Source organism: Martelella sp. FLE1502, assembly GCF_053484255.1.
This window is the reverse complement of record NZ_JBAKFQ010000026.1, coordinates 39,716-61,293: the sequence shown is the minus strand read 5'-3', so window position 1 is coordinate 61,293 and position 21,578 is coordinate 39,716. Positions and strand designations below refer to the sequence as shown.

The 21,578-nt window shown below is 64.3% G+C and carries 19 protein-coding genes and 2 riboswitches; of the genes, 10 read left to right on the top strand and 9 right to left on the bottom strand.

What is annotated here, in order from left to right; genetic code table 11:
• The first annotated feature begins 3 nt into the window (after positions 1-3).
• Genes V6767_RS18505 through V6767_RS18490 form a run of 4 tightly spaced genes read left to right on the top strand, consistent with a single transcriptional unit; the run spans position 4 to position 5,872 of the window.
• Entirely contained in the window at positions 4-585 is a 582-nt protein-coding gene (locus tag V6767_RS18505) for an ImuA family protein (RefSeq protein ID WP_448474805.1), read from the top strand.
• The gene (locus V6767_RS18500; protein ID WP_448474804.1) at positions 512-1,981 is read left to right on the top strand and encodes a Y-family DNA polymerase; all 1,470 of its coding nucleotides are present in this window, start codon (positions 512-514) and stop codon (positions 1,979-1,981) included. The genes V6767_RS18505 and V6767_RS18500 overlap by 74 nt, the downstream gene beginning before the upstream one ends.
• Before the next feature lie 9 nt (positions 1,982-1,990).
• A complete protein-coding gene (locus tag V6767_RS18495; RefSeq protein WP_448474803.1) occupies positions 1,991-5,314 on the top strand; it encodes an error-prone DNA polymerase in 3,324 nt (1,107 codons plus the stop codon).
• 60 nt (positions 5,315-5,374) lie between these two features.
• The gene (locus tag V6767_RS18490) at positions 5,375-5,872 is read left to right on the top strand and encodes an AAA family ATPase (RefSeq protein ID WP_448474802.1); all 498 of its coding nucleotides are present in this window, start codon (positions 5,375-5,377) and stop codon (positions 5,870-5,872) included.
• Positions 5,873-5,907: 35 nt separating this feature from the next.
• Here V6767_RS18490 and V6767_RS18485 read toward each other — a convergent pair whose 3' ends face one another.
• The 5 genes from V6767_RS18485 to V6767_RS18465 all read right to left on the bottom strand — a co-directional run bounded on the left by V6767_RS18485 (position 5,908) and on the right by V6767_RS18465 (position 10,086).
• Positions 5,908-6,555: a pyridoxamine 5'-phosphate oxidase family protein gene (locus V6767_RS18485; protein WP_448474801.1), complete on the bottom strand. Its 648-nt coding sequence runs from the start codon at positions 6,553-6,555 to the stop codon at positions 5,908-5,910.
• 108 nt (positions 6,556-6,663) lie between these two features.
• Positions 6,664-7,104 carry a 6,7-dimethyl-8-ribityllumazine synthase gene (ribH, locus tag V6767_RS18480; protein WP_448474800.1) on the bottom strand — a complete coding sequence of 147 codons (441 nt, stop codon included), beginning with the start codon at positions 7,102-7,104 and terminating at the stop codon, positions 6,664-6,666.
• 47 nt (positions 7,105-7,151) lie between these two features.
• The gene (gene ribB / locus V6767_RS18475) at positions 7,152-8,363 is read right to left on the bottom strand and encodes a 3,4-dihydroxy-2-butanone-4-phosphate synthase (RefSeq protein ID WP_448474799.1); all 1,212 of its coding nucleotides are present in this window, start codon (positions 8,361-8,363) and stop codon (positions 7,152-7,154) included.
• Entirely contained in the window at positions 8,360-9,367 is a 1,008-nt protein-coding gene (ribD, locus tag V6767_RS18470) for a bifunctional diaminohydroxyphosphoribosylaminopyrimidine deaminase/5-amino-6-(5-phosphoribosylamino)uracil reductase RibD (RefSeq protein WP_448474798.1), read from the bottom strand. The genes ribB and ribD overlap by 4 nt, the downstream gene beginning before the upstream one ends.
• A gap of 100 nt (positions 9,368-9,467) precedes the next feature.
• A riboswitch (FMN riboswitch) is annotated at positions 9,468-9,623 on the bottom strand.
• A 109-nt stretch (positions 9,624-9,732) separates the two neighbouring features.
• Positions 9,733-10,086 (bottom strand): DUF1428 domain-containing protein, encoded by a 354-nt coding sequence (locus tag V6767_RS18465; RefSeq protein WP_448426907.1) that lies wholly within the window; start codon positions 10,084-10,086, stop codon positions 9,733-9,735.
• 68 nt (positions 10,087-10,154) lie between these two features.
• Between V6767_RS18465 and V6767_RS18460 the strand changes: the two genes are divergently transcribed.
• The gene (locus V6767_RS18460) at positions 10,155-10,637 is read left to right on the top strand and encodes a MarR family winged helix-turn-helix transcriptional regulator (protein WP_448474797.1); all 483 of its coding nucleotides are present in this window, start codon (positions 10,155-10,157) and stop codon (positions 10,635-10,637) included.
• On the opposite strand, the gene uxuA is transcribed toward V6767_RS18460, so the two are convergent.
• On the bottom strand, positions 10,618-11,814 hold the full coding sequence (gene uxuA / locus V6767_RS18455) for a mannonate dehydratase (protein WP_448474796.1): 1,197 nt from the start codon (positions 11,812-11,814) through the stop codon (positions 10,618-10,620). The two genes, V6767_RS18460 and uxuA, sit on opposite strands and share 20 nt — an antisense overlap.
• Before the next feature lie 251 nt (positions 11,815-12,065).
• On the opposite strand from uxuA, the gene V6767_RS18450 reads away from it, so the two are divergent.
• The 5 genes from V6767_RS18450 to V6767_RS18430 all read left to right on the top strand — a co-directional run bounded on the left by V6767_RS18450 (position 12,066) and on the right by V6767_RS18430 (position 17,336).
• Positions 12,066-12,761, top strand: a complete 696-nt coding sequence (locus V6767_RS18450) for a GntR family transcriptional regulator (RefSeq protein WP_448474795.1) — start codon at positions 12,066-12,068, stop codon at positions 12,759-12,761.
• A gap of 53 nt (positions 12,762-12,814) precedes the next feature.
• Positions 12,815-13,798 (top strand): C4-dicarboxylate TRAP transporter substrate-binding protein, encoded by a 984-nt coding sequence (locus V6767_RS18445; RefSeq protein WP_448474794.1) that lies wholly within the window; start codon positions 12,815-12,817, stop codon positions 13,796-13,798.
• Positions 13,799-13,942: 144 nt separating this feature from the next.
• Positions 13,943-14,467, top strand: a complete 525-nt coding sequence (locus V6767_RS18440; protein WP_448474793.1) for a TRAP transporter small permease — start codon at positions 13,943-13,945, stop codon at positions 14,465-14,467.
• 4 nt (positions 14,468-14,471) lie between these two features.
• On the top strand, positions 14,472-15,752 hold the full coding sequence (locus V6767_RS18435) for a TRAP transporter large permease (protein ID WP_018064516.1): 1,281 nt from the start codon (positions 14,472-14,474) through the stop codon (positions 15,750-15,752).
• Positions 15,753-16,028: 276 nt separating this feature from the next.
• Positions 16,029-17,336, top strand: a complete 1,308-nt coding sequence (locus tag V6767_RS18430; RefSeq protein WP_448474792.1) for a diguanylate cyclase — start codon at positions 16,029-16,031, stop codon at positions 17,334-17,336.
• A 26-nt stretch (positions 17,337-17,362) separates the two neighbouring features.
• Here the strand turns inward: V6767_RS18430 and V6767_RS18425 are convergent, their stop codons facing one another.
• The 3 genes from V6767_RS18425 to V6767_RS18415 form a co-directional block, all read right to left on the bottom strand.
• Positions 17,363-18,361 carry a TRAP transporter substrate-binding protein gene (locus V6767_RS18425; protein ID WP_448474791.1) on the bottom strand — a complete coding sequence of 333 codons (999 nt, stop codon included), beginning with the start codon at positions 18,359-18,361 and terminating at the stop codon, positions 17,363-17,365.
• 14 nt (positions 18,362-18,375) lie between these two features.
• Positions 18,376-20,172, bottom strand: coding sequence for a TRAP transporter large permease (locus V6767_RS18420; protein ID WP_448474814.1), 1,797 nt, complete (start codon positions 20,170-20,172; stop codon positions 18,376-18,378).
• 90 nt (positions 20,173-20,262) lie between these two features.
• Positions 20,263-20,365, bottom strand: a riboswitch (TPP riboswitch).
• 89 nt (positions 20,366-20,454) lie between these two features.
• Positions 20,455-21,522, bottom strand: a complete 1,068-nt coding sequence (locus tag V6767_RS18415; protein WP_448474790.1) for a lytic murein transglycosylase — start codon at positions 21,520-21,522, stop codon at positions 20,455-20,457.
• Between the last annotated feature and the right edge of the window lie 56 nt (positions 21,523-21,578).

Sequence of the window (21,578 nt, the reverse complement as noted above, 5' to 3'; positions counted from 1 at the left end):
CCCATGCAGGATGATTTCGCGACCATATTTCCGCTTCAGCGCGGCCGGGTGCATGATGCTTCCGGTCCCGGCGCGCCTTTCTTTGCCGCGGCGCTTTCCGGCGTCACCGGCGGCACGGTGCTGTGGATCAAGCCGGCATGGTTTGCCGAGGAGATCAATCCGGTGGCGTTTTCGGCGTTTTTCGATCCGCGTGACATCATTCTGGCGCGCACCGCCGACCAGACGGAAACGCTTGCCGCCGCCGAAGAGGGCCTGCGCTCGGGCGCCGTTGGCCTCGTCATCATGGAGGTGGACAAGCCGATCGAGCTCACCCCCGGCCGCCGGCTGCAGCTTGCCGCCGAAAGCGGGCGCAGCATCGGGCTTTCGCTGCATCCCGAAGGCGCCGGCAATCAGGCGGCGACCACGCGCTGGCTCTGCCGGCCGCTGTTTTCCGCTTCCGACTCGACTCTGCAGGCGTGGTCGATTATAAAGAACAAAACAGGAACAAATAACAGCTGGGCAGTGCGTTGGGATGAAACGGCGCGTCGTATCCATATGGTTTCAGAGACTGCCGAGCGAGCGTCTCCTCAGGGCCCGCCCGGTTGATGGCCCGTTCGCCGTCACGCTGAGCGAGGGCAATCACGACCGGCTTTACGACCTCAACCGGGAGGCCGAGGGCCAGGGGCTGGAGCGCGGCATGGGGCTTGCCGATGCCCGCGCCTATGTGCCGGATCTCGTCACCCGACCCGCCGATATCGACGCGGACCGGCGCTTCCTCGTGATGCTCGCCCGCTGGGCGACGCGCTACACGCCCCATGCCGGGCTCGATGGCGAGGACGGGCTGGTGCTCGACATCACCGGCGCATCCCACCTTTTTGGCGGCGAGACGGCGATGCTTGAGGACATGAAGGAGCGGCTCGCGCGCGCCCGGCTTTCCGCGAAGATCGGCATCGCCGATACCCGGGGGGCGGCCTGGGCGCTGGCCCATTTCGCCCCGGGCATTGCACCTGCCGGCAAGACCTCGGCCGCGCTTGGCCCGCTTTCGGTTTCGGCGCTCCGCATCGACGAAAAAACCGCGACGGCGCTGAAGCGCCTTGGCCTCAACACCATTGCCGACATGGCGGCCCTGCCCCGCGCCACGCTCGCCCGCCGCTTCGACATGGCGCTGATTGAGCGGCTCGAACAGGCGCTCGGCACGCGCGGCGAGGCCGTCTCGCCGCTCTCCGAACCGCCGCATTACGGTGTGCGGATGAGTTTTCCAGAGCCGATCGGCCTTGTCGATGACGTGATGGCCGCCCTTTCCCGCCTGCTGGAGACGCTTTGTCTGCGGCTAAAGAACCGGGAGGCGGGGGCGCGCGCGATCACGCTTTCGGTGGAGCGCGTTGATCAGACTCGCCAGACCGTCACGCTCCGCCTCGCCCGCCCGATGCGCGATGCGACGCGCATTCTCCGCCTGTTCGAGCGCCCGGTCGGCGAAATCGACGCCGGTTTCGGCATCGAGCGGATCCGGCTCGAGGCGCGCGGCGTGGAAGGCCTGCCCGCCGAGCAGATCGGCGAAGGCGGGCTGGTGGAGGGCGAGGCGCTGGACGATCTCGTCACACGGCTCGGCGCCCGCATCGGTCTCGATAACATCGTCCGCTTCCAGCCGGTCGCAAGTCATATTCCCGAACGCGGCTTTACCGAAAACCCCGCCGCCTATGGCCGGGTGGATGCCGAATGGCGCATGGACCAGCCCCGCCCGTTGCGCATGTTCCCGCCCGAGCCGGTGACGAGCGATGCCGCCCGCCGCCCGCCCTCGCGCTTTTCCTGGCGGCGCATGCGGTTCGAGACGGCTTCAAGCAGCGGGCCGGAGCGGATTGCGCCGGAGTGGTGGCGGCCGGACGAGGCCTGGCGTTCCGGGCTTCGCGATTACTGGCGGGTGGAAACCCGCCAGGGGCTGAGGCTGTGGATGTTCCACACCCCGCAGGCCCCCGGCTGGTTCGTCCATGGCCTGTTCGCGTGAGGTCTTGCGATGGATTATGCCGAGCTCTGCGTCACCACCAATTTCACCTTCCTCACCGGTGCCTCGCATCCGGAGGAGATGATGATCCGCGCCGCCGAGCTGGACCTTGCGGCCATCGCCATCACCGACCGCAATTCGCTTGCAGGCGTGGTGCGCGCCTTCCGGGCGCTGAAGGAGATCAGGCGCAAAATCGAAAAGCAGGCCGAGGAACAGTCGATCCGGCTTTCGACCCATATCGACCCCTCCTCGCGCCAACCGTCCGGCGATGCCAAGTCCGTTGCCCTGCCGCCGATCCGCCGCCTGCCCCGCCTGATCGTCGGCTGCCGGCTGGTGCTGGCCGACAGCCCGGTCGATTTCGTGGCGCTGCCGAAGGACAAGCCGGCCTACCAGAAGCTCGTGCGGCTCCTGAGCCTCGGCAAGCGCCGCGCGCAAAAGGGCGAATGCCTGCTTTATCTGCGCGACATGCTGGAATGGGCCGATGGCTCCATCCTGATCGCGCTGCCGCAGGGGCTGGAGCAGAAGGCGGAAGCGACAGACCATATCACCCAGGCGCACCGCCGCTTTCCCGGCCATGTGTTCACGGGTGCTGCCCCGCGCTATGACGGTTCCGATTCCGCCTGGTTCAAAACCCTCACCGCCCTGTCGCACAAGGCCGGCGCGCCGATGGTCGCCGTCGGCGACGCGCTGATGCATCATGCCAGCCGCCGCCAGCTTGCCGACGTGCTGACCTGCATGCGCCACCACATCACCATCGACGCGATCGGCCATCTGGCGCTGCCGAATGCCGAGCGGCGACTGAAGCCAGCGCAGGAAATGGCGGATATCTTCCGCGATCACCCCGCCGCCATCCGCCGCACGCTGGAGATCGCCGCCCGCCTCACCTTCGATCTCACCGAGCTTTCCTTCAACTACCCGGCCGAAGTCGCCCATGGCGAGGCGCCGCAGGCTCGCCTTGCCCGCCTCACCTGGGAGGGGCTGAAGCGGCGCAATCCCGAAGGCATTCCAGCGCGCAACCGGGAGCTTGCGGAAAAGGAACTGGCGTTGGTCGGCGAGCTCGGCTACGCCGCCTATTTCCTCACCGTCCACGACATCATCGCCTTTGCGCGCGGCAAGGGCATTCTCTGTCAGGGGCGCGGCTCGGCGGCCAATTCCATCCTCTGCTATGCGCTCGGCATCACCGATGTCAGACCGGATATGATCGGCATGGTGTTCGAGCGCTTCGTCTCCCGCCATCGCGGCGAGCCGCCGGATATCGACGTCGATTTCGAGCACGAGCGGCGCGAAGAGGTGATCCAGCACATCTACAAGACCTATCGTCGCGAGCATGCCGGGCTCTGCGCCACCGTCATCCATTTCCGCTCGCGCGCGGCGATCCGCGAGGTCGGCAAGGTGATGGGGCTGTCGAACGATGTCACCGCCGCCCTTTCCGGCCAGATCTGGGGCATTTCCAGCAAGGGCGCCGAACCGGAACGGCTGAAGGAGGTCGGCCTCGACCTTACCGACCGCAGGCTGACCCAGACGGTGCGCCTGATCGGCGAGATCATCGGCTTTCCCCGGCACCTGTCGCAGCATGTCGGCGGCTTCGTCATCACCGAGGACCGGCTGGACGAGCTCTGTCCGATCGAAAACGCGGCGATGGAGGATCGCACCGTCATCGAGTGGGACAAGGACGATATCGACGCACTCAACATCCTCAAGGTCGATGTGCTGAGCCTCGGCATGCTGACCTGCCTGAAAAAATGCTTCGATCTCACCGCGCGCCATTACAACCGCCCGCTGACCATCGCCGATGTGCCGCAGGAAGATGAAGCGACCTATGACATGCTGCAAAAGGCCGATGCCATCGGCGTGTTTCAGGTGGAAAGCCGGGCGCAGATGAACTTTCTGCCCCGCATGAAACCGGCAACCTTCTACGATCTCGTCATCGAGGTCGCGATCGTGCGCCCCGGTCCGATCCAGGGCGGCATGGTGCAGCCCTATATCCGGCGACGGCTGGGGCACGAAAAGGTCACCTATCCGAAGGAGGAGTTGCGCGGCGTTCTCGAAAAGACCAAGGGCGTACCGCTGTTTCAGGAACAGGCAATGCTGATTGCCGTGGTCGCCGCCGGGTTTTCGCCGGAAGATGCCGACCGGCTGCGCCGCTCGCTCGCGAGCTTCCGCCAGATGGGCACGATTGGCGAATTCGAGACGCAGTTCGTGAACGGCATGCTGAAAAACGGCTACGAGCTCGATTTCGCCCAGCGCTGCTTCGCCCAGATCAAGGGCTTTGCCGATTACGGCTTTCCCGAAAGCCATGCGGCGGCCTTTGCCATGCTCACCTATGTCTCGGCCTGGCTGAAATGCCATTATCCGGCGGCCTTCGCCTGCGCGCTGCTGAACTCCCAGCCCATGGGCTTTTACGCCCCCGCCCAGATCGTCCGCGATGCCCGCGAGCATCAGGTCGAGGTGCGGCCGATCTCGGTCAATCACAGCGCCTGGGACTGCACGCTGGAGCGCCGCGCCGACGGCGCCTATGCGCTGCGCCTCGGCTTCCGCCAGATCAAGGGGCTGAAAAAGGAAGATGCCGTCTGGCTGGAGAACGCGCGCGGCAATGGCTATCAGACGCCGGAAGACGTGTGGCTCAGGGCCGGGCTGATGCCGGCGGTGCTGGAGCGTCTTGCCGAGGCCGATGCCTTTGCGGACGCCGGGCTGTCGCGCCGCGATGCGCTGTGGCGGGTCAAGGCGATCCGCGCGCCGAAACCGCTGCCGCTCTTTTCCGACCCGATCGACGGCGAGCATATCAGCGAACCGGATGTCATCCTGCCGACGATGAATCTCGGCGAACAGGTGGTGGAGGATTATGTCGCCACCCGCATGAGCCTGCGTGCCCACCCGATGGAGCTGCTCCGCCCGAAAATGCCCGGCCTGACACTGCATTCGGCGCTTGCGACAACGCCGCTGCGGCGCGTCAGCGTCTCAGGCCTCGTCATCACCCGCCAGCGCCCCGGCACGGCCTCCGGCGTCATCTTCCTGACGCTGGAAGACGAAACCGGCGTCTCCAACGTGGTCGTGTGGAAAAAGGTGTACGAGCGCTTCCGCCGCACAGTTATGGGCGGCCGGCTGCTGAAGGTCACCGGCAAGCTGCAGCGCGAAGGCGTGGTCGTCCATGTGATCGCCGAAACCATCGAGGATTGCTCCTGGCGGCTTGCCGAACTCGGCCACCCGATGGACGACGCCATCGGCATCACCGACCCGAAAGCCGACGACACCCCGCGCCGCCCGAAACTCCAGCCCCGCGCCCACCATCCGCGCGAACAGGCCAAGAAACTGTTCCCGAGCCGGGATTTTCATTGAGGTTTCACTCGATATCGCGGCATGAGATGCCATCGACGCAGCCATGAGAGGACGAAAAACTTGAAAACCCTTATCGCTTTCGCGGGCCTGCCCGGCACGGGCAAAAGCACCATCGCCAAGGCGCTTTCGGCCAAGACCGGCGCGGTCTATCTTCGTGTCGATGAAATCGAGACCGTGATGCTGGCGCACGATCCCGAACGGGAAATCGGATCGGAAAGCTACGAGATCCTCGCTGCCCTCGCCGTTTCCAACCTTACGCTCGGCCATGACGTCATCACCGATTGCGTGAACCCCTGGGCGCTTACGAGAGAAATGTTCGCGGGTGCTGCCGCGCGGGCCGATGCCCGCTTTCTGGGGGTCGAGGTCACCTGTTCCGATCCCGCCATGCACCGTCTGCGCGTCGAAGAACGCCCGATCGACATCCCCGGCTGGAAAAAGCCCACATGGCAGGACGTGATCGCGCGCGACTATACGGACTGGTCCATCGCCGATATCCGCATCGACACCGCCGGAAGCAGCGTCGAACAGGCCGTTTCGCAAATTATATCAAAACTTTGAGGCACTCGACCGGAAGCGAAGCCGGACAGGGAGCCTCAATACATCGACTTCCGATACCCCTCCTCCAGCGCATCATCCATCTTCTTCATCTCCTCCGGATCCTCCGGCGCTGCGTCGATCTGGTCGAGGATGATCTTCACCAGCGAGGGCATTTCGCTGCGGTCCTGGCGGCTTTCCGGGTCCCAGAGTTTGGAGCGGCGGAAGGCCTTGGCGCAGTGCAGGAAGACTTCCTCGACATGGACCGCGATTGCGGTCAGCGGCAGGCGGTCCTTGACCGCAAAAAGCGCGAGCAGATCGGGATCGCGGGTAATCACGGCCCGGCCGTTCACCCGCAGCGTATCGTCAAAGCCCGGCACCATGAAGATCAGGCCGACCGAAGGATTGGCGAGGATGTTCGACTGGGTGTCGAGCCGGTTGTTGCCCGGCCGGTCGGGGATCAGCAACGTCTTGTCGTCGAGCACATGCACAAACCCGCGCGGATCGCCGCGCGGACTGACATCCGCCCGCCCATCGGCCGCCTGGGTGCCGATACAGAGAAACGGCGAGCGCGCGATAAAATCGATCGCATGCCTGTCGAGGCGCGTCTGCGCTTTTTTCACCGCAAGGTCATGCGTTGCCGGAAACAGCGAACGCAGCTCCTGCTCGTCCGCAATCAGAAATTCCGGTTTCAATGCGCCCGCCATAGCCTCGTCCTCCATTCACATCGAGATCATGGATGACGGGCGAAGTCCGTTTTGACAAGAAAAAACCGTCCCGGCCGACGAACGGCCGGCGGGGGCGGTCGCCAGCTTTCAAGCCGCGGCGACCTTTGCCAGCGCTTCCAGGGCCTCCACGCAGGCAGCCGCCGCCTCGCGGCCCTTGTTGTGCTCGTCGTCACCCGAGCGTTCGAAGGCCTGGAAGGCGGTGTAGGTGGTGAGGATGCCGAAGGTGACGGGGATTTCGGTTTCAAGCGAGACCTGCATCAGCCCGTGGGCGGCGGCTTCCGAGATATATTCGAAATGCGCCGTCTCCCCCTTGATCACCGCGCCGATGCAGACGACGCCGGCGAATTTGCCCGTTTGAGCGAGCTTCTTAGCGACCAGCGGGATTTCGAAGGCGCCCGGCACGTCGAAGATATCGGCGTCGGCGACCGGCGCGCCGCGCTCAGAGAGTTCGGCCTTTGCGCCGTTCAGAAGGCCGGTGGTGACCTTTTCGTTGAAGCGGGAGATGACGATGGCGATGCGATGGGACACGCTGTTTCCTTTCAGTGTCAAGATGCGCCCGAACAGGCAGCCAGGGTTCAGATCGGCAGAGTGTGCCCGAACTTTTCGCGCTTGGCGGCAAGATAATTTTCGTTGTGAGGATTGGTGGCGATGATCAGCGGCAGGCGCTTTTCAACTGTCAGCCCGCAGCGGGCGAGCGCCTCGGGCTTTTGCGGATTATTGGACAGAAGCTGCAGCCTTGAAACGCCGAGACTCTTGAGAATATGGGCCGCGGTATAATATTGCCTTGCATCGGCGGGCAGGCCGAGCGCCAGATTGGCCGCGTGGGTGTCGAGCCCCTGCTCCTGCAGGCCATAGGCGCGGATCTTGTTGGCAAGTCCGATGCCCCGGCCCTCCTGCCCGCGCAGATAGACCACGACCCCGCCCTTTTCGCCGATCAGCGCCATGCTTTCGGCAAGCTGATCGCCGCAATCGCAGCGCAGCGAACCGAAGACGTCGCCGGTCAGGCATTCCGAATGCACCCGCACCAGCGGGTTCGCCGAAAGCGGCCCCTTGACCAACGCCAGATGCTCGACGCCGTCGATCCTGCTCGTGAAGGCGTGGACCTTGAACGCGCCCTGCGCGACAGGCAGGTTGGCCGACGCCACCTCGTCAACGAGGATTTCGGTGCGCATGCGGTATTCGGCAAGCTCGGCGATCGTCAGGTACGGCATGTCATGCTGTTTGGCGAACGCCATCAGGTCGTCGCGGCGGGCCATCTCGCCATCGTCGCGCATCACCTCGCAGATCACCGCAGCCGGATTGAGGCCGGCGAGCCGGGCGAGATCGACCGCGCCCTCGGTGTGGCCGTCACGGGCAAGGACCCCGCCTTCAACGGCGCGCAGCGGAAACATGTGGCCGGGCGAGACCACATCGCCGGGCTTCGCATCCGGATTGGCGGCGGCGGCAACCGTGTGGGCGCGTTCGGCCGCGGAAATGCCGGTGGTGATCCCCACCGCCGCCTCGATCGACACGGTGAACGCGGTGGTGTGGCGAGCGCGGTTGTCGGACACCATCGGCGGCAGCCCGAGACGGTCGACCTGGGCGCCCGTCAGCGTCAGGCAAATCAGCCCGCGCGCATGCTTGGCCATGAAATTGACGGCGGCGGCATCGGCGAACTCGGCGGCGACCACGACATCGCCCTCGTTTTCGCGGGCCTCGTCATCGACCAGCAGCACCATGCCGCCGGCGCGCATGGCTTCCAGCGCACGCTCCACCGGCTCCATCGAAAAATCGCGTTCCATCTTCATTGGTCTTCTCCAAGGCCCTTCACTGCATCAAATTCGGGATTGGCGTGGGTGATCGCGATATGATCGGGATTCCCCTTGGTGATCAGCACATGCTCATCGGCAAGGCCGGCATTAAGCACGGCGGCGGTAAGCGACGGTCCAGCCTCGACCAGCACTTCCAGCACGCCGCGCGCGCCCAGCATGGCGAGCGTCTCGTCAAGGCCGGCGGGATTGAGCACGGTGAAACCGCGCGCTCGGGCCGCTTCGAGATAGTCCGGCGGCACCTGCCCCCGGCGGTCCAGCACCGCCAGAAACCGGCGCTTTCCGGGAAAATCGGGCACATGGCGCACCGTGAATTCAGGATTGTCGGCCAGCACCGTGCCCGATCCGGTGAGGATCGCATCGGCCCGGCGGCGCAGCCGGTGGGCAAACACCAGCGAGGATTTCGAGGTGAATGTCTTGCGGCCGGCCGGCGGGACCATGCCGCCGGTTTCGTCCACCGCCTGCTTGACGGTGACCCAGGGCCTTCCCGTCCGGGCATGTTTGGCGAAAGGCGCGATCAGTCGCCTGGCGGCAACGCTCTGGCTACGGAGTTCCGGTTCGTCGGCGATGAAGACGACATCGAGCCCCGCCGCCTTCAGCCGCGCGCCGCCGCCGCCCTTAACCGACGGGTTGGGATCGGCCGCGCCGATGACCACGCGCCGCGCTGGCGTCGTAAGGATCGCGTCCGAACAGGGCGGGGTGCGGCCATGGTGGTTGCAGGGTTCGAGCGTGACCACCACGGTATGAATGCGACCGAAAACCCCAAGCGCGCGGGCGCTGGCGATCGCCGCCGCCTCGGCATGCGCCTCGCCGGCCTTCATGTGATAGCCTTCGGCCAGCACCGCGCCGTGCTCGTCCAGCAGCACGCAACCGACCGGCGGATTTGGGGAGGTGGCGCCGGCAAAGCGCGCGGCACCCTCAAGCGCACGCCGCAAGGCGGCATGCTCGGCTGATGATATCGTTATGTCCGGGGCTGTGATCATGCCCTTGGCCTCGTTATTGCAACAAGACGCCAGCAGGGCAAAAAGCGTAATAACAGCGTAAAATACCCTCGCAAAAGGGTAGATTCCGCGCGTCGATACGCTTCGTTCTCTTCCATCCGGACTCTAACCGTCGGCTCCGGAGTTACACCGGATCTGCTGACCCTTCTTCGTTTTGGCGAAAAAGGCGCTCGCGGGCTGATGCTTGATTTGAGCAATTACCGCCGGTGGGGAATTTCACCCCGCCCTGAGAACGTCACCGGCCCAACCGGACCGGCGAGGTAAACTTAGGGGGGCAATCTGAAAATGACAAGCCCGATTCTGTCCTCGAAGGCGGCGAAGGGCGAGACACAGTGTCAACGCGGCGTTTATGCGTCGAGTTCGAACACCGGCACGAAACCGCCAAAGATCATGCGCTTGCCATCGAACGGCATTTTCATCTCGCCCATTTCGGGGTCATCGAACATTTTCTGCCAGGCCGCGTCGCGCACCGCCTTGTCCGGCCAAACCACCCAGGAAAACACGACGACTTCGTTCTCCTCACGTTTCACCGCCATGGGAAAAGAGGTCACCTTGCCCTCCGGAACGTCATCGCCCCAGCATTCGACATAGTCGAGCGCGCCCCATTCCCGGAATTTTTTTGCCGCCTGTGCGCATAAATCCACATAGGCCTTCTTGTTTTCAGCGGGAACAGGGACCAAAAACCCGTCTACATACGCCATGAAATCCTCCGATATCTTGACTTTGTCCGTTGCGGAACATACGTTGATATCAACATAAAGGCACGGATATGCGCGAAAGTCTACCCCTGTCAGTCACCGTTGAAGTACGGGACCGGTGTATCTGCCTTCACCTCCAGCGCGCCGCGCGGGCCGTGGGCCGGTATTTCGACGAGGTGCTGCGACCGCTGGGGCTGACCAACGGTCAGTATTCGCTGCTGGTCTCGCTTAACCGGCCCGAGCCGCCGCGCGTGGCAGAGGTTGCCCATGTGCTGGCGATGGACCGCACCACGCTGACGGCCAGCATCAAGCCGCTGGAGCGCCGCGGCCTGATGACTTCGTTCCAGGACGAAAAGGACAGGCGCGTGCGCCGGTTGAAACTGACGGATGAAGGCCTCAACCTGCTTGAAAAAGCCGTGCCGATCTGGCGGCAGACCCACGACCGGATCGACAAGGTCGTGGGCGCGGATATCGACCGGCTGCGCGAAAACCTTCTGGCGATGACCTTCGCCCTGCCCGAGGCCGACGAGGAGATCAGCGATCCAGAGCCTTGAGGATGCCGCGTAGTTCCGCAAGCCCCTTCAGCCGGCCGATCGCCGGATAGCCGGGCTGGGCCCTGCGCTTCTGATCATCGAGAATGTCGAGGCCGTGATCGGGCCGGAAGGGGATGTTCCAGTCGGCGCGGCCCGCGGCCTTGCGCCGCCGCTCCTCGGCGATCGCCGCCGCCATCAGCGCCACCATATCGGTATCGCCGCCGAGATGTTCGGATTCATAGAATGAGCCTGCAATGTTGGCGCTCTCGCGATGGACATTGCGCAGGTGCAGGAAATGCACCCGGTCACCCAGCCGCCCCATCATCCCCGGCAGGTCATTGTCGGGCCGCACGCCCAGCGAACCGGAGCATAGCGTGATGCCGTTGGCGGGGCTATCGACAGCCTCCATCATCGTCCTGTAATCGGCTTCCGTCGACATCACCCGCGGCAGGCCCAGAAGACCGAAGGGCGGATCGTCGGGGTGGCAGCAAAGCCTGAGCCCAAGCTCTTCCGCAACCGGCGTCACCTCTTCCAGAAAATCGATGAAATGGGCCCTCAGCCCTTCGGCTGAGATCGTTGCATATTCGGCGAGGTGCCGGCGCACATCCTCCAGCGTGAAACTCTCGGCCGCCCCGGGAAGGCCGAAGACGATGTTCTTTGCAAGTTCAGCCTTGCGCGCTTCATCCATTTCGCCGAACCGGCGGCCGGCCTCGGCGCGCACATCCTCGGCAAAGTCCTCTTCGGCGCCGGAGCGCTGCAGGATATGGATATCGAAGGCGGCGAAATCGGCGTAGTCGAAACGCATGCAGGTCGCGCCGGTCTTCAGCCGGTAGGCAAGATCGGTGCGGGTCCAGTCCAGCACCGGCATGAAATTATAGCAGATGGTCTCGATCCCGGCCTCGGCGAGATTTGCCATGCTGATCTTGTAATTGTCGATATGGCGGCGCCAGTCGCCCTTCTGCTTCTTGATATCCTCCGAAACCGGCAGGCTTTCCACCACTTCCCATTTCAGCCCGGACGGCGCGCCGTCGCTCATCAGCGACAGCTCGGTCTGCCGCCGTTCGATTTCGGCCGGCGTCCAGACCTCGCCGGTGGGCAGATGATGCAGCGCGGTGACAACGCCTTCAACGCCAGCCTGCAGCATATCGTCGATCGATACGCGATCCAAAGGTCCAAACCAGCGCCATGTCTGCCGCATACTCTCTCTCCCGAAGCATTCTTCATCTCAATAGAGCATTTCCGATGAAAACCGGATCCCCGGAAATGCCCTATCCATTTGTTTTTACGCGTGTCCGGCCAGCAAACGGTATCCACTTTTCCTGGACGCGCTCTGGCAGCCGGTCCCGGGCGCGCAAACACCCGGATGACCACGCCACAGGCTTAGCATCGAAATGTCCTGTTGACTAGTATGGAAGTATGGTGCAACCTGAAGCCATAGGGAGGAACGCAATGCTGCCAGAGACAGTGCAAACGACAATTGCTCCGGGCGCGCCGGTCGGCGCCCAGCTGCATGGCATTCTGCGTGATCTCATCCTTCACAACGATCTGCCGCCGGGCTCCAGGCTTTCCGAATCGGAGCTTGCTGCCCGCTTTTCCGTCAGCCGCCAGCCGGTGCGCGAAGCCTTCATCAAGCTTTCGGAGGAAGGTCTGCTGGAGGTTCGTCCGCAGCGCGGCACCTTCGTACGCCGGATATCGCAGGCCGCGGTCATGGATGCGCGCTTCGTGCGCGAGGCGATCGAGGCCGATATCGTCAAGCTTCTGGCCGCAAGACCCGACGCCGGGCTGGTGGAGGAATTGCGGCTCCAGTTGCAGGAACAGCGCGAAGCGGCCCGCACCGACGCCACGCGTTTCATCAAGCTCGACGAACTGTTTCACAAGACGCTGGCCGACGCCGCCGGAAAGGCGCGCGCCTGGGCCCTGATCGAGGGGCTGAAGGTGCAGATGGACCGCGTGCGCTATCTCAGCCTGCTGCGCTTCCCGATGGTCAAGCTCACCGACCAGCATGAAGCCATCGTCAACGCGATCGGCGCAGGCGACCAGCAAGCGGCGGAGGCCGCGGCGCGCGGGCACTTGCGCGAAATCCTGAGCGACCTGCCCGCGATATTCGAGGAAAAGCCTGAGTTTTTCGAGGAGCCGGGACGCTAGGCCCCGGACATTGCCACCGGGGCAAAGCCCCGCCGTCTGAATGGGAGGACGATATGAACTACATCGCCAATATCAAAAGCATCGCGCTCGCCGGCCTTGCCGCAAGCCTGATGGCAGGCACAGCGCTTGCCGCCGACTATACGCTCAGCGTCAACACGGCGCTGGCCACCACGGACCCGCTCTACAAGGGCCTTGAGGCCTTCCGCGACAATGTTGCCGAGGCCTCCGATGGCGCGCTCGAAGTGCGCCTGTTCCCGAACTCGCAGCTTGGTCCCGACGAGGATGTGCTGGAACAGGCCCGTGCCGGCGCGCCGGTTGCGGTCGTGGTCGATGGCGGTCGCCTCGCCGTCTTCGTCAACGAATTCGGCGTGCTGGGCGCGCCCTATCTCGCCAATGGCTATGACGGCATCCGCAAGGTCGTCACCTCCGACATGTTCGACGAGTGGGCGACCACGCTTCACGACGAGGCCGGCCTTGACGTTCTGAGCTTCAACTGGTGGCAGGGCGAACGCCATCTCCTGACCAAGAAGCCGATCAACGGACCGGACGACCTTTCCGGCGTGCGTATGCGCACGCCCGGCGCGCCCGTTTGGACCGGCACGATCGAGGCCATGGGCGCAACGCCGACGCCGATGCCCTGGGGCGAGGTCTACTCCGCGATCTCCTCCAATGTCATCGATGGAGCAGAAGCCCAGCTTCCCGCCGTCGTCGGCGCAAAGCTCGACGAGGTCATCACCAACATCACGCTGACCGGCCACATCAACCTGATCACCGGCCTCATCACATCCGCCGCATGGGTGGATTCGCTGCCGGAAAACCTGCAGACGATCCTGCACGAGGAAGCGCTGAAGGCCGGCGACATCGCCTCCTACGGCACCCGCGACGCGCTGGCGAGCCTCGAACAGCAGTTGAAAGACAATGGCGTGACGGTCGAGGAAATCGACGTCACCCCGTTCAAGGAGCGGACCGCCGTGGTCTACGACAATCTCGGCTATGGCGCTCTGCGCGACAAGCTGCAGGCCATCGCCGCGCAGTAAGGCGGCCGGACCCGCTTGAGATAAAGACGGCCGCGCCCTTTCTTCGGGGCGCGGCCGGAAACAGCATTCGGCTTCCACCGCGGAAGCCCGGGAAAAACACACCGGGGAGCTGTCGCTCCTCGCGCCATATCGGGAGGGGCCACCATGCCCGGTTTCCTCGCAAAGATCGAGTATGTTGCAGGCGCGACCCTGCTTGCGGTCATCACCTTTCTTGTGTTCATCGCCGCGACCATGCGTTTCTTCGGCCATCCGTTGATCTGGTCCGTCGATCTCGCGCAGCTTCTGTTCATCTGGCTCTGTTTCATCGGCGCGACGCGGGCCATGCGCGAGCGTGGCCATCTGGGCGTCGATTTCCTGGTCCGCCCGTTCCCGCACCGCTACCGGCTGGCGCTGGAAACGGCGCTTGCAGCGCTGTTCCTGGCCTTTCTCATGCTGCTTGCCTATGAGGGCTACAAGCTCACCATGCTCAACAAGGAACGCCAGTTCGGCGACTCCGGCCTCTCCTATGCCTGGGTGACGATTGCCGTGCCTGCCGGCTGCGTGATGCTGTCGATCTCGATCCTCGGCAATCTCTGGCAGGCCTGGCGCAATGTAAAGGACGGGATGCTGATCTTCACCCGCACGACAGTCCCCGAGCAGCCGGTGGTCCATACCGGTCCGGCGGAGTAAGCCCATGGCCCTGATCGGTATCGTGTTCTTCGCCCTGATGCTGCTTGGCGCGCCCATCGCCTTCGCGATCGGCATTTCGGGCTTCACCTTCTTTTTGACCTCCGACATCATGCCGGTTTCGATCGGCGTGCAGAAAATCGCGACCGTTTCGCAAAGCTTTCCGCTGCTGGCCGTGCCGTTTTTCGTGCTCGCAGGACATCTGATGAACGAAAGCGGCATCACCGACCGGCTGTTCACCTTCTCCAAGGTCGCCGTCGGCTGGATGGCGGGCGGTCTCGCGCAGGTCTCGATCATCCTGTCGACGCTGATGGGCGGCGTATCCGGCTCGGCCGTCGCCGACGCCGCCATGGAAGCGCGCGTGCTCGGGCCGCAAATGATCTCGAACGGCTATTCGAAGGGCTATTCCTCCGCCGTGATCGCGATGTCCTCGCTGATCACCGCGACCATTCCGCCGTCGATCGGCCTGATCCTCTATGGTTATGTCGGCCAGGTCTCGATCGGCCGGCTGTTCATGGCGGGCATCGTGCCTGGCGTGCTGATGATGGCGTTCCTGATGGTCGCCGCCTGGCTCGTCGCCCGCAAGCGCAACTACGTCATGAGCGACATGAGGAAGCCGACCGCCGGCGAACTCGGCCGCGCCGCCTGGGGCGCCAAATGGGCGTTGCTGTTTCCCGTGCTACTGATCGGCTCGATCCGCGGCGGTCTGTTCACGCCATCGGAAGTCGGCGCGTTTGCGGTGGTCTACGCCATCCTCGTCGGCGTCTTCGCCCACCGTGTGATGACCTTTGAAACGATCAAGCGGGCCTTCGGCCATGCGCTGTCGGATATCGGCCTGATCATGCTGATCATCCTGATGTCGGGCATGATCGGGTTCGCGATCATCTTCCTTCAGGTGCCGCAGAGCGTCGCCGGATTCATGCTGGAGAGCCTCGCCAATCCGGTTCTGATCGTCACCGTCATCCTGATCGGCCTGTTCATCGCCGGCCTGTTCTTCGAAAGCACGATCCTGGTGCTGCTACTGACGCCGATCCTCGTTCCGGTTGTGGTCAAGGCGGGGGTCGACCCGGTGCATTTCGGCATCCTGATGATGACCATCGTCACCTTCGGCGGCATGACGCCGCCGGTCGGCGTCGCGATGTTCACGGTCTGCAGCCTGCTGGACACCAAGATCGAGGACTATGTGAAGGAATCCTGGCCGTTCATCGCCGCCATCATGGCGCTGGTGGCGCTGCTTCTGTTCGTGCCGGGCATCGTGCTGTTTCTGCCGAACCTGATGTACGGGTAGCAGCGTCACGCAGGCTTTCATCTCGCGACCCACGCCGGCCAAGGAGCCGTGTTATCAACCGCCGGCTGCGAAAACACTCGCTGCCGAGCTGCTGGGTCCATCCCGCCGCGTAATCGTCCGACGAAAGCGCCGCGCATGCTCGACGCGGCTTACCGTCCGGGCCCAAATGACAACTTGGAGATAGTTGAACTCGCCCCCCTGTTCGGTTTAGTGCAGCACCACCGAAACACACCGAAAAAGCGAACAACGGCATGACGCCGCAGGGGATATTGTTGGATGGACAAATCGGGTGATCCCGGCCTGTTTGGCCGCTGGTTCCGCGGGCTTTCTCTCAGGGCCTGGCTGATCGTCGGGTTCATGATGGCGCTGCTGCCGGTCGCGGCCCTTTCCGCCTTCTGGTATCTGGACTATCGCGATCAACTGCGCGAACCCTTTCGGCAGGTCCTTCACACCCAGCACAAGGTATCGCTGGCGCTGGAGCGGATCCAAGGCAACCTCTGGGACATCTCCACCGACGTCAATGATTTCGCGCAGACCGGCGACGAAAGCTACCGCGATCGTTTCGAGGCGGCCGAGCGCGATATCGCCGCCAATCTGCGCGATCTGGAAATGATAACCGATGACTACCCCTCGTTCGAGCCTGTGCTCGAAGGCGTGAGCCAGCAATGGGCGCTGTTGCTGCAGGCCGCTTCAGACGTTGCCCCTCTGCCCGGCGGCGCCGATCAGCGCCTGATGCGGTTCGAAAGCGTCATCGGCGAAACCGGCAAGCGCGTGGAAAGCATTGCCGAGAGCATGCGCCTGCTGAACGAGGAGAGCCACCGACAAGCGCTCGAAACAATGGAGCGGCTCGACCGCTTTGCCGCGATTGCGGGCGTTCTGGCGCTGGTGTTTTCCGGGATCGGCATATTCATCATCGACCAGGCGCTGATCCGCAGCACCGACAAACTGGTGGAAGGCGCGATGCTGGTGGCCGGCGGCACGCGCAACCGCGAAATCGAGGTGCAGGTCCCGCCGGAACTCGCCTCGGTCGCAAACGCCTTCAACACCATGCTCAAGCAGATCAACCGGCAGGAAGATGCCCTGGCCGCGGCCGCGCGCGCTGATGGCCTGACCGGCCTTTACAACCGCCGCGAGTTCGACCGCGCGATCGACGAGGCTATCGCCGTATCGAAAGAGAGCGGCGAGCCGTTCTCCCTGCTGATGATCGACGTCGACCATTTCAAGCAGTTCAACGACACCTATGGACACCTGGCGGGGGATGACGCGCTCCGGCAGGTTGCGGATACGATCGAACTGACGGCGCGCGAGAATGACCGGGCCTACCGCTATGGCGGCGAGGAATTCGCGATGATCCTGCCGGGCCTTCGAACCTACGAGGCGACGGCGATCGCGGAGCGCCTGTGCGACACCATCGCCGGGCAGACGTTCATCCTCCCCGACGGACAGAAGCAGACGCTGACGGTCAGCATCGGCATATCCGTCTTCAGCCCGCGGGTTTCGCCGCCCAATATCATCGAGCTCGCCGACCGCGCACTCTATGCCGCCAAGGTGGAGGGCCGCAATCAGGTGAAGGTCACCGGTTGAACGGCAATGCCGGTTTCGGGCGAAACTCAGCCCTGCGCCACCGCCTCGATTGTGTCCATCCCGCCGACGACGGGTGCGAAATCGCTCCACACGCCCCGCGCCCCCGCGCGCCAGGCCTCCATCTCCTCCGGCTCAAGGAAAGTGGCGCCATTGGCCTCGGCAAGCGCCACGGACTGCGCCTCGTCCTCAACGATCAGCCGGTTGAAATAGAGCGTGGCCTCCGCCGAGATCGCGCTGAGCACGGCCTGTGTTTCGGGGTCGAGACTGTTCCAGAAGCCGGCGGAAAAATAGAGCACGCCGGCGGCGCGGATATGGCGGGTTTCGGTCATGAACGGCACCACCTCGTAGAGCTTGAACCCGGCATAGGCTGATTTCGTCAGGTCCATGGCATCCGCTACCCCGGTGGCGAGCGCGTTATAGGTTTCGGTGATCGGGATGCCGACCGGCGTCGCGCCATAGGCGCTCCACAGGCGCGTGTGGAGCGGGGTGTTGATGACGCGGATGGTCTTGCCTTCCATCTCTCCGGGCCGCGTGACCGGCTCCTTGGCCAGCAGGTTGCGGGCCCCGTAATCGATGAAACCGCCGACGATGAACTGCTCTTGCGCGAGCCGGGCCGAGAGATCGTCGCCGACAGGGCCGGTGACGACGTCGCGAAGATGGGCGGCATCGCGAAACAGGAAAGGCAGGTCGAGCAGCTGTAGTTGCGGCGTCCAGGCCGAAAGCGCCGAAACGGTGGAGAGGCTCGCCTGCACGGATCCAAGCCGGATATTCTCCGCCACCTGCTTTTCGCCGCCAAGCGCGCCATTGGTCACGATCCGGAAGCGGAACCGGCCCGGAAGCCGCCGTTCGACCGCATCGGCGAAGAAGCGCCAGACCATGGTTTCCGGCTTGTCCTCGCCGAGGAGCGAGGCGATGACGACATCGCGCGCGGCAGCGCTGGCGGTTCGCAGATAGGCGGGGGCGGCAAGCATTGCGGCGGCGGCGGCGCCTGTTTTCAGGAGATGGCGACGGTTGAGCGTAGTCATGACAGACAAACCTTTCATACGGGAACGGCAAAGAGGGTGAGGACGCACAGGGCTGCGAGAAGCGCCAGAAGAAAGGGGTGCATCGCCCTGAACAGGCTTTCCGGCGAAAGGCCGGTGACGCCGCCGACCACGAAGGCAAGCATGCCAACCGGCGGGGTGAGCCCGCCGATCATCAGGTTGACGACGAGGATCACGCCAAAGCGGATCGGATCGATCCCGGCGGCAACGGCAACCGGCAGCAGGACGGGACCAAGCAGCAGGATCGCCGCCCCGATATCCATCACCAGGCCCGTAATCAGCAGGATCACATTGGCGAGCAGGAGCACAGCAACGGCGCTACCGCCGAACAGGCCGGCGACCTGGCGCACCAGACCGGCGATATCGTCGATCGCGAGCAGGAAGGCGACGGGCGCCGCCGTCCCGATCAGGAGACCGATCGCCGCCGCCTCTGCCGCCGACTGGCGGAAGGCGGCGACAATGCTGGAACCGGAGCGGCGGGACGTGGCCGCCAGGATCAGCGTGTAAAGGGCGGCAAGACCCGCCGCCTCGGTGGTCGTGACAATGCCCAGGCGAATGCCGAACACCACGATCAGGCCGAGGCCGAAGGCCGGTAGAGCCGCGATCCCGGCGCGCCTGCGCGTTTCGGACGAAGCCGGCGGCGCGCCGCTCGCGGCCCCCATCGCAAGCTTTATGGCGACGGCGAGAAAGGCCGCCATCACCAGGCCGGCGAACAGCCCGCCGACAAGCAGCGCGCCGACGGAAAGATTGGTCGCCGTCGCCAGGATGAGAAAGGCAATCGACGGCGGGATGACGTTGTCGAGAACCGAGGATGCTGCAACAAGCGCCCCGGCGCGGGCGGGCGGATAGCCATGGCGCACCAGTTCGGGATGGAAGGTCGAGGCGGCAAAGGCCGCATTGGCGACGGAGGAACCGGACGCGCCGGAAAACAGAACCCCGGTCAAAAGCGTCGTCTGCGCCAGCCCACCGCGATAATGGCCGACCAACGAAGCCGCGAACTGCACGAGCCTGCCGGCCGCGCCCGAAAGCTTCAGAAACGCGCCGGCAAGCAGAAAGAACGGAATCGCCAGCAGCAGGAATTTCGACATGCCGGCCACCGTATTGGCGATGATCGCCTGCTCCGTCTGCAACGCCCCGAAGGTGATCGCGCCATAGGATGACGCCAGAAACACATGGGCAAGCGGCGCGCCGGCCATGAGGCCGAGCGCCGCGGCAAGCGCGAGCGGCAGGCTGGCTGGCAGGGCGAAATCGATCGCGAACCGGCCGACCGCCCAGTAAACAAACCCGCCGAGCGCGAAGCCGATCAGCAGCCGAGCGCCGCTCGACCGCTGCAGTCGGCGCAAGCAGAGCAGCGCGAGCAGTCCCAGCCCACCCGCTGCGGGAAAGGCGAAGCGGACCCATTCCGGCACACCGAGGGTCGGCGACATTCCGCCAAGCAAGGCAATCGCGTCACGGCCGCCGAGGCACAGGATCAGTCCCGCGACGACGCTGAAGCCATCGGCCACGACAGCGAGCAGGCCGGATGCCCGATCGGGCAGCAGCCGTGCAAGACCATCGAGCCGCATCGACAGCGGGCCCGAAAGGGTAAGCGGCAGGCCGGCCGAGATCAGCGCGATATTCAGCCACACGCCCAGATCCTCCATGCCGACGACGCCGGTGTGGAAGACATAGCGCAGCACGACGCCCGCCACGACAAGGGCGAGCATCGCCATCAGGGTGACGGCGGCGAGCATGCCGAGCGCCGTTTCCAGCGCGTCCGCAAACCGTCCGGCGGTGCTGCGGATCGCCTTCATGCGCATGGTATCGGAAAGCAAGGCTTCATGATGCGATCCCCAGGATGTTGCAATCACGGAGACCGGCGGAGAAGAGAAAGGTTATGGCAGAGCGGCCAGATTTTCCGTTCCTACGCCGGTATGACCCGGATCAGGTTCAAGGGTCCGGCTCACCGCCGTCTCAGCATCGCAGGATGCACCCCTCGGAATAGTCAGGTTTTGTCCGGCTTTTGGGCTACTGTCAATGGCATGCCGCAAGGCATGGCCGGAAGCCCGATGCCGGTTATATTGGAATGGCCGTTTTCACTTCAGCCTTTGCAGCAGAGCCATGGACGGTTCGCCCGTGACATTCAGCCCGTTCTGCCGCTGATAGGCCGTGATCGCCGCGCGGGTCTGGTCGCCGAACACGCCGTCGATAGTGCCGGCATCGTAGCCCGCCGCTGAAAGCCGCGACTGCAATTCCTTGCGCTGGTCGGCGCTGAAGCCGTAATTGTCGTCGGGAAAGCTGCCCCTGAGCGGGCCGGCGCCCGCGATCCGGTCGGCGAGATATCCCACGCCCAGCGCATAATTGGTGGAATTGTTGTAGCGCTTGATGACGTTGAAATTGTGCCCCACGACGAAGACCGGACCGCCCGCCTGCGGTTGTATCCTGGTGCCATCGACGGCGGCGCCCGGCGATCCCTCCTCGCCGCCCCAGGACTGGCCTTTCCGCCAGCCCGAGCGGGCAAAATAGTTCGCGGTGCTCGCAAGCGCATCGGTCGGATCGGCGTCCCAGATATCGCGCCGCCCGTCGCCGTTGAAATCGACGGCGTAGCCGAGATAGGAGGTCGGGATGAACTGGGTATGGCCCATGGCGCCGGCCCAGCTTCCGGTCATCCGCTCGGGCGTGATATCGCCGTTCTGCAGGATCCGCATCGCCCCGACCAACTGGCTTTCGAAGAAAGCGCCGCGCCGCCCCTCGACGGCGAGCGTCGAGAGCGACGAGACCACCGGAATGCTGCCGCGCCGCTCGCCATACATGCTCTCCAGTCCCCAGATGGCGACAATCACATTGGCGTCGACGCCATAGGTCGCCTCGATCCGCTCCAGAACATCGCGGTAGCGGGCATAATTGGCGCGCCCCTTGGCGACCCGCTCATCGGAGCCGGCAATGGCCAGATAGTCTTCCAGCGTGCGCTTGAATTCGGTCTGGTTGCGGTCCTGCTCGATGACCCCCGGCGTGTATCCGGCATTTGCGAACGCCGCCGCCAGCGTGTCGTTGGAAATCCCGCGCGCGGCCGCGCGGCTCTTGAACCCGGCCACCCACGCGTTCCACTCAGAATTGGCCACCGGCCGCATCGCCGGATCGGCGACGGAGGAAAAACTGCCCACCGAGCTGTTCGTGCACGCTGAAAGCGTCGCGGCAATTACCCCAAGAGAAAACACGC

Coding starts and splice junctions, on each gene's coding strand:
- V6767_RS18435 (WP_018064516.1), top strand. CDS start 14,472: ATGGCCCTGATCGGTATCGTGTTCTTCGCCCTGATGCTGCTTGGCGCG.
- V6767_RS18440 (WP_448474793.1), top strand. CDS start 13,943: ATGCCCGGTTTCCTCGCAAAGATCGAGTATGTTGCAGGCGCGACCCTG.
- ribD (WP_448474798.1), bottom strand. CDS start 9,367: ATGATCACAGCCCCGGACATAACGATATCATCAGCCGAGCATGCCGCC.
- V6767_RS18495 (WP_448474803.1), top strand. CDS start 1,991: ATGGATTATGCCGAGCTCTGCGTCACCACCAATTTCACCTTCCTCACC.
- V6767_RS18500 (WP_448474804.1), top strand. CDS start 512: ATGAAACGGCGCGTCGTATCCATATGGTTTCAGAGACTGCCGAGCGAG.
- V6767_RS18460 (WP_448474797.1), top strand. CDS start 10,155: ATGCGCGAAAGTCTACCCCTGTCAGTCACCGTTGAAGTACGGGACCGG.
- V6767_RS18425 (WP_448474791.1), bottom strand. CDS start 18,361: ATGACTACGCTCAACCGTCGCCATCTCCTGAAAACAGGCGCCGCCGCC.
- V6767_RS18445 (WP_448474794.1), top strand. CDS start 12,815: ATGAACTACATCGCCAATATCAAAAGCATCGCGCTCGCCGGCCTTGCC.
- ribB (WP_448474799.1), bottom strand. CDS start 8,363: ATGAAGATGGAACGCGATTTTTCGATGGAGCCGGTGGAGCGTGCGCTG.
- V6767_RS18430 (WP_448474792.1), top strand. CDS start 16,029: ATGGACAAATCGGGTGATCCCGGCCTGTTTGGCCGCTGGTTCCGCGGG.
- V6767_RS18485 (WP_448474801.1), bottom strand. CDS start 6,555: ATGGCGGGCGCATTGAAACCGGAATTTCTGATTGCGGACGAGCAGGAG.
- V6767_RS18420 (WP_448474814.1), bottom strand. CDS start 20,172: ATGAAGGCGATCCGCAGCACCGCCGGACGGTTTGCGGACGCGCTGGAA.
- V6767_RS18465 (WP_448426907.1), bottom strand. CDS start 10,086: ATGGCGTATGTAGACGGGTTTTTGGTCCCTGTTCCCGCTGAAAACAAG.
- V6767_RS18450 (WP_448474795.1), top strand. CDS start 12,066: ATGCTGCCAGAGACAGTGCAAACGACAATTGCTCCGGGCGCGCCGGTC.
- uxuA (WP_448474796.1), bottom strand. CDS start 11,814: ATGCGGCAGACATGGCGCTGGTTTGGACCTTTGGATCGCGTATCGATC.
- V6767_RS18505 (WP_448474805.1), top strand. CDS start 4: ATGCAGGATGATTTCGCGACCATATTTCCGCTTCAGCGCGGCCGGGTG.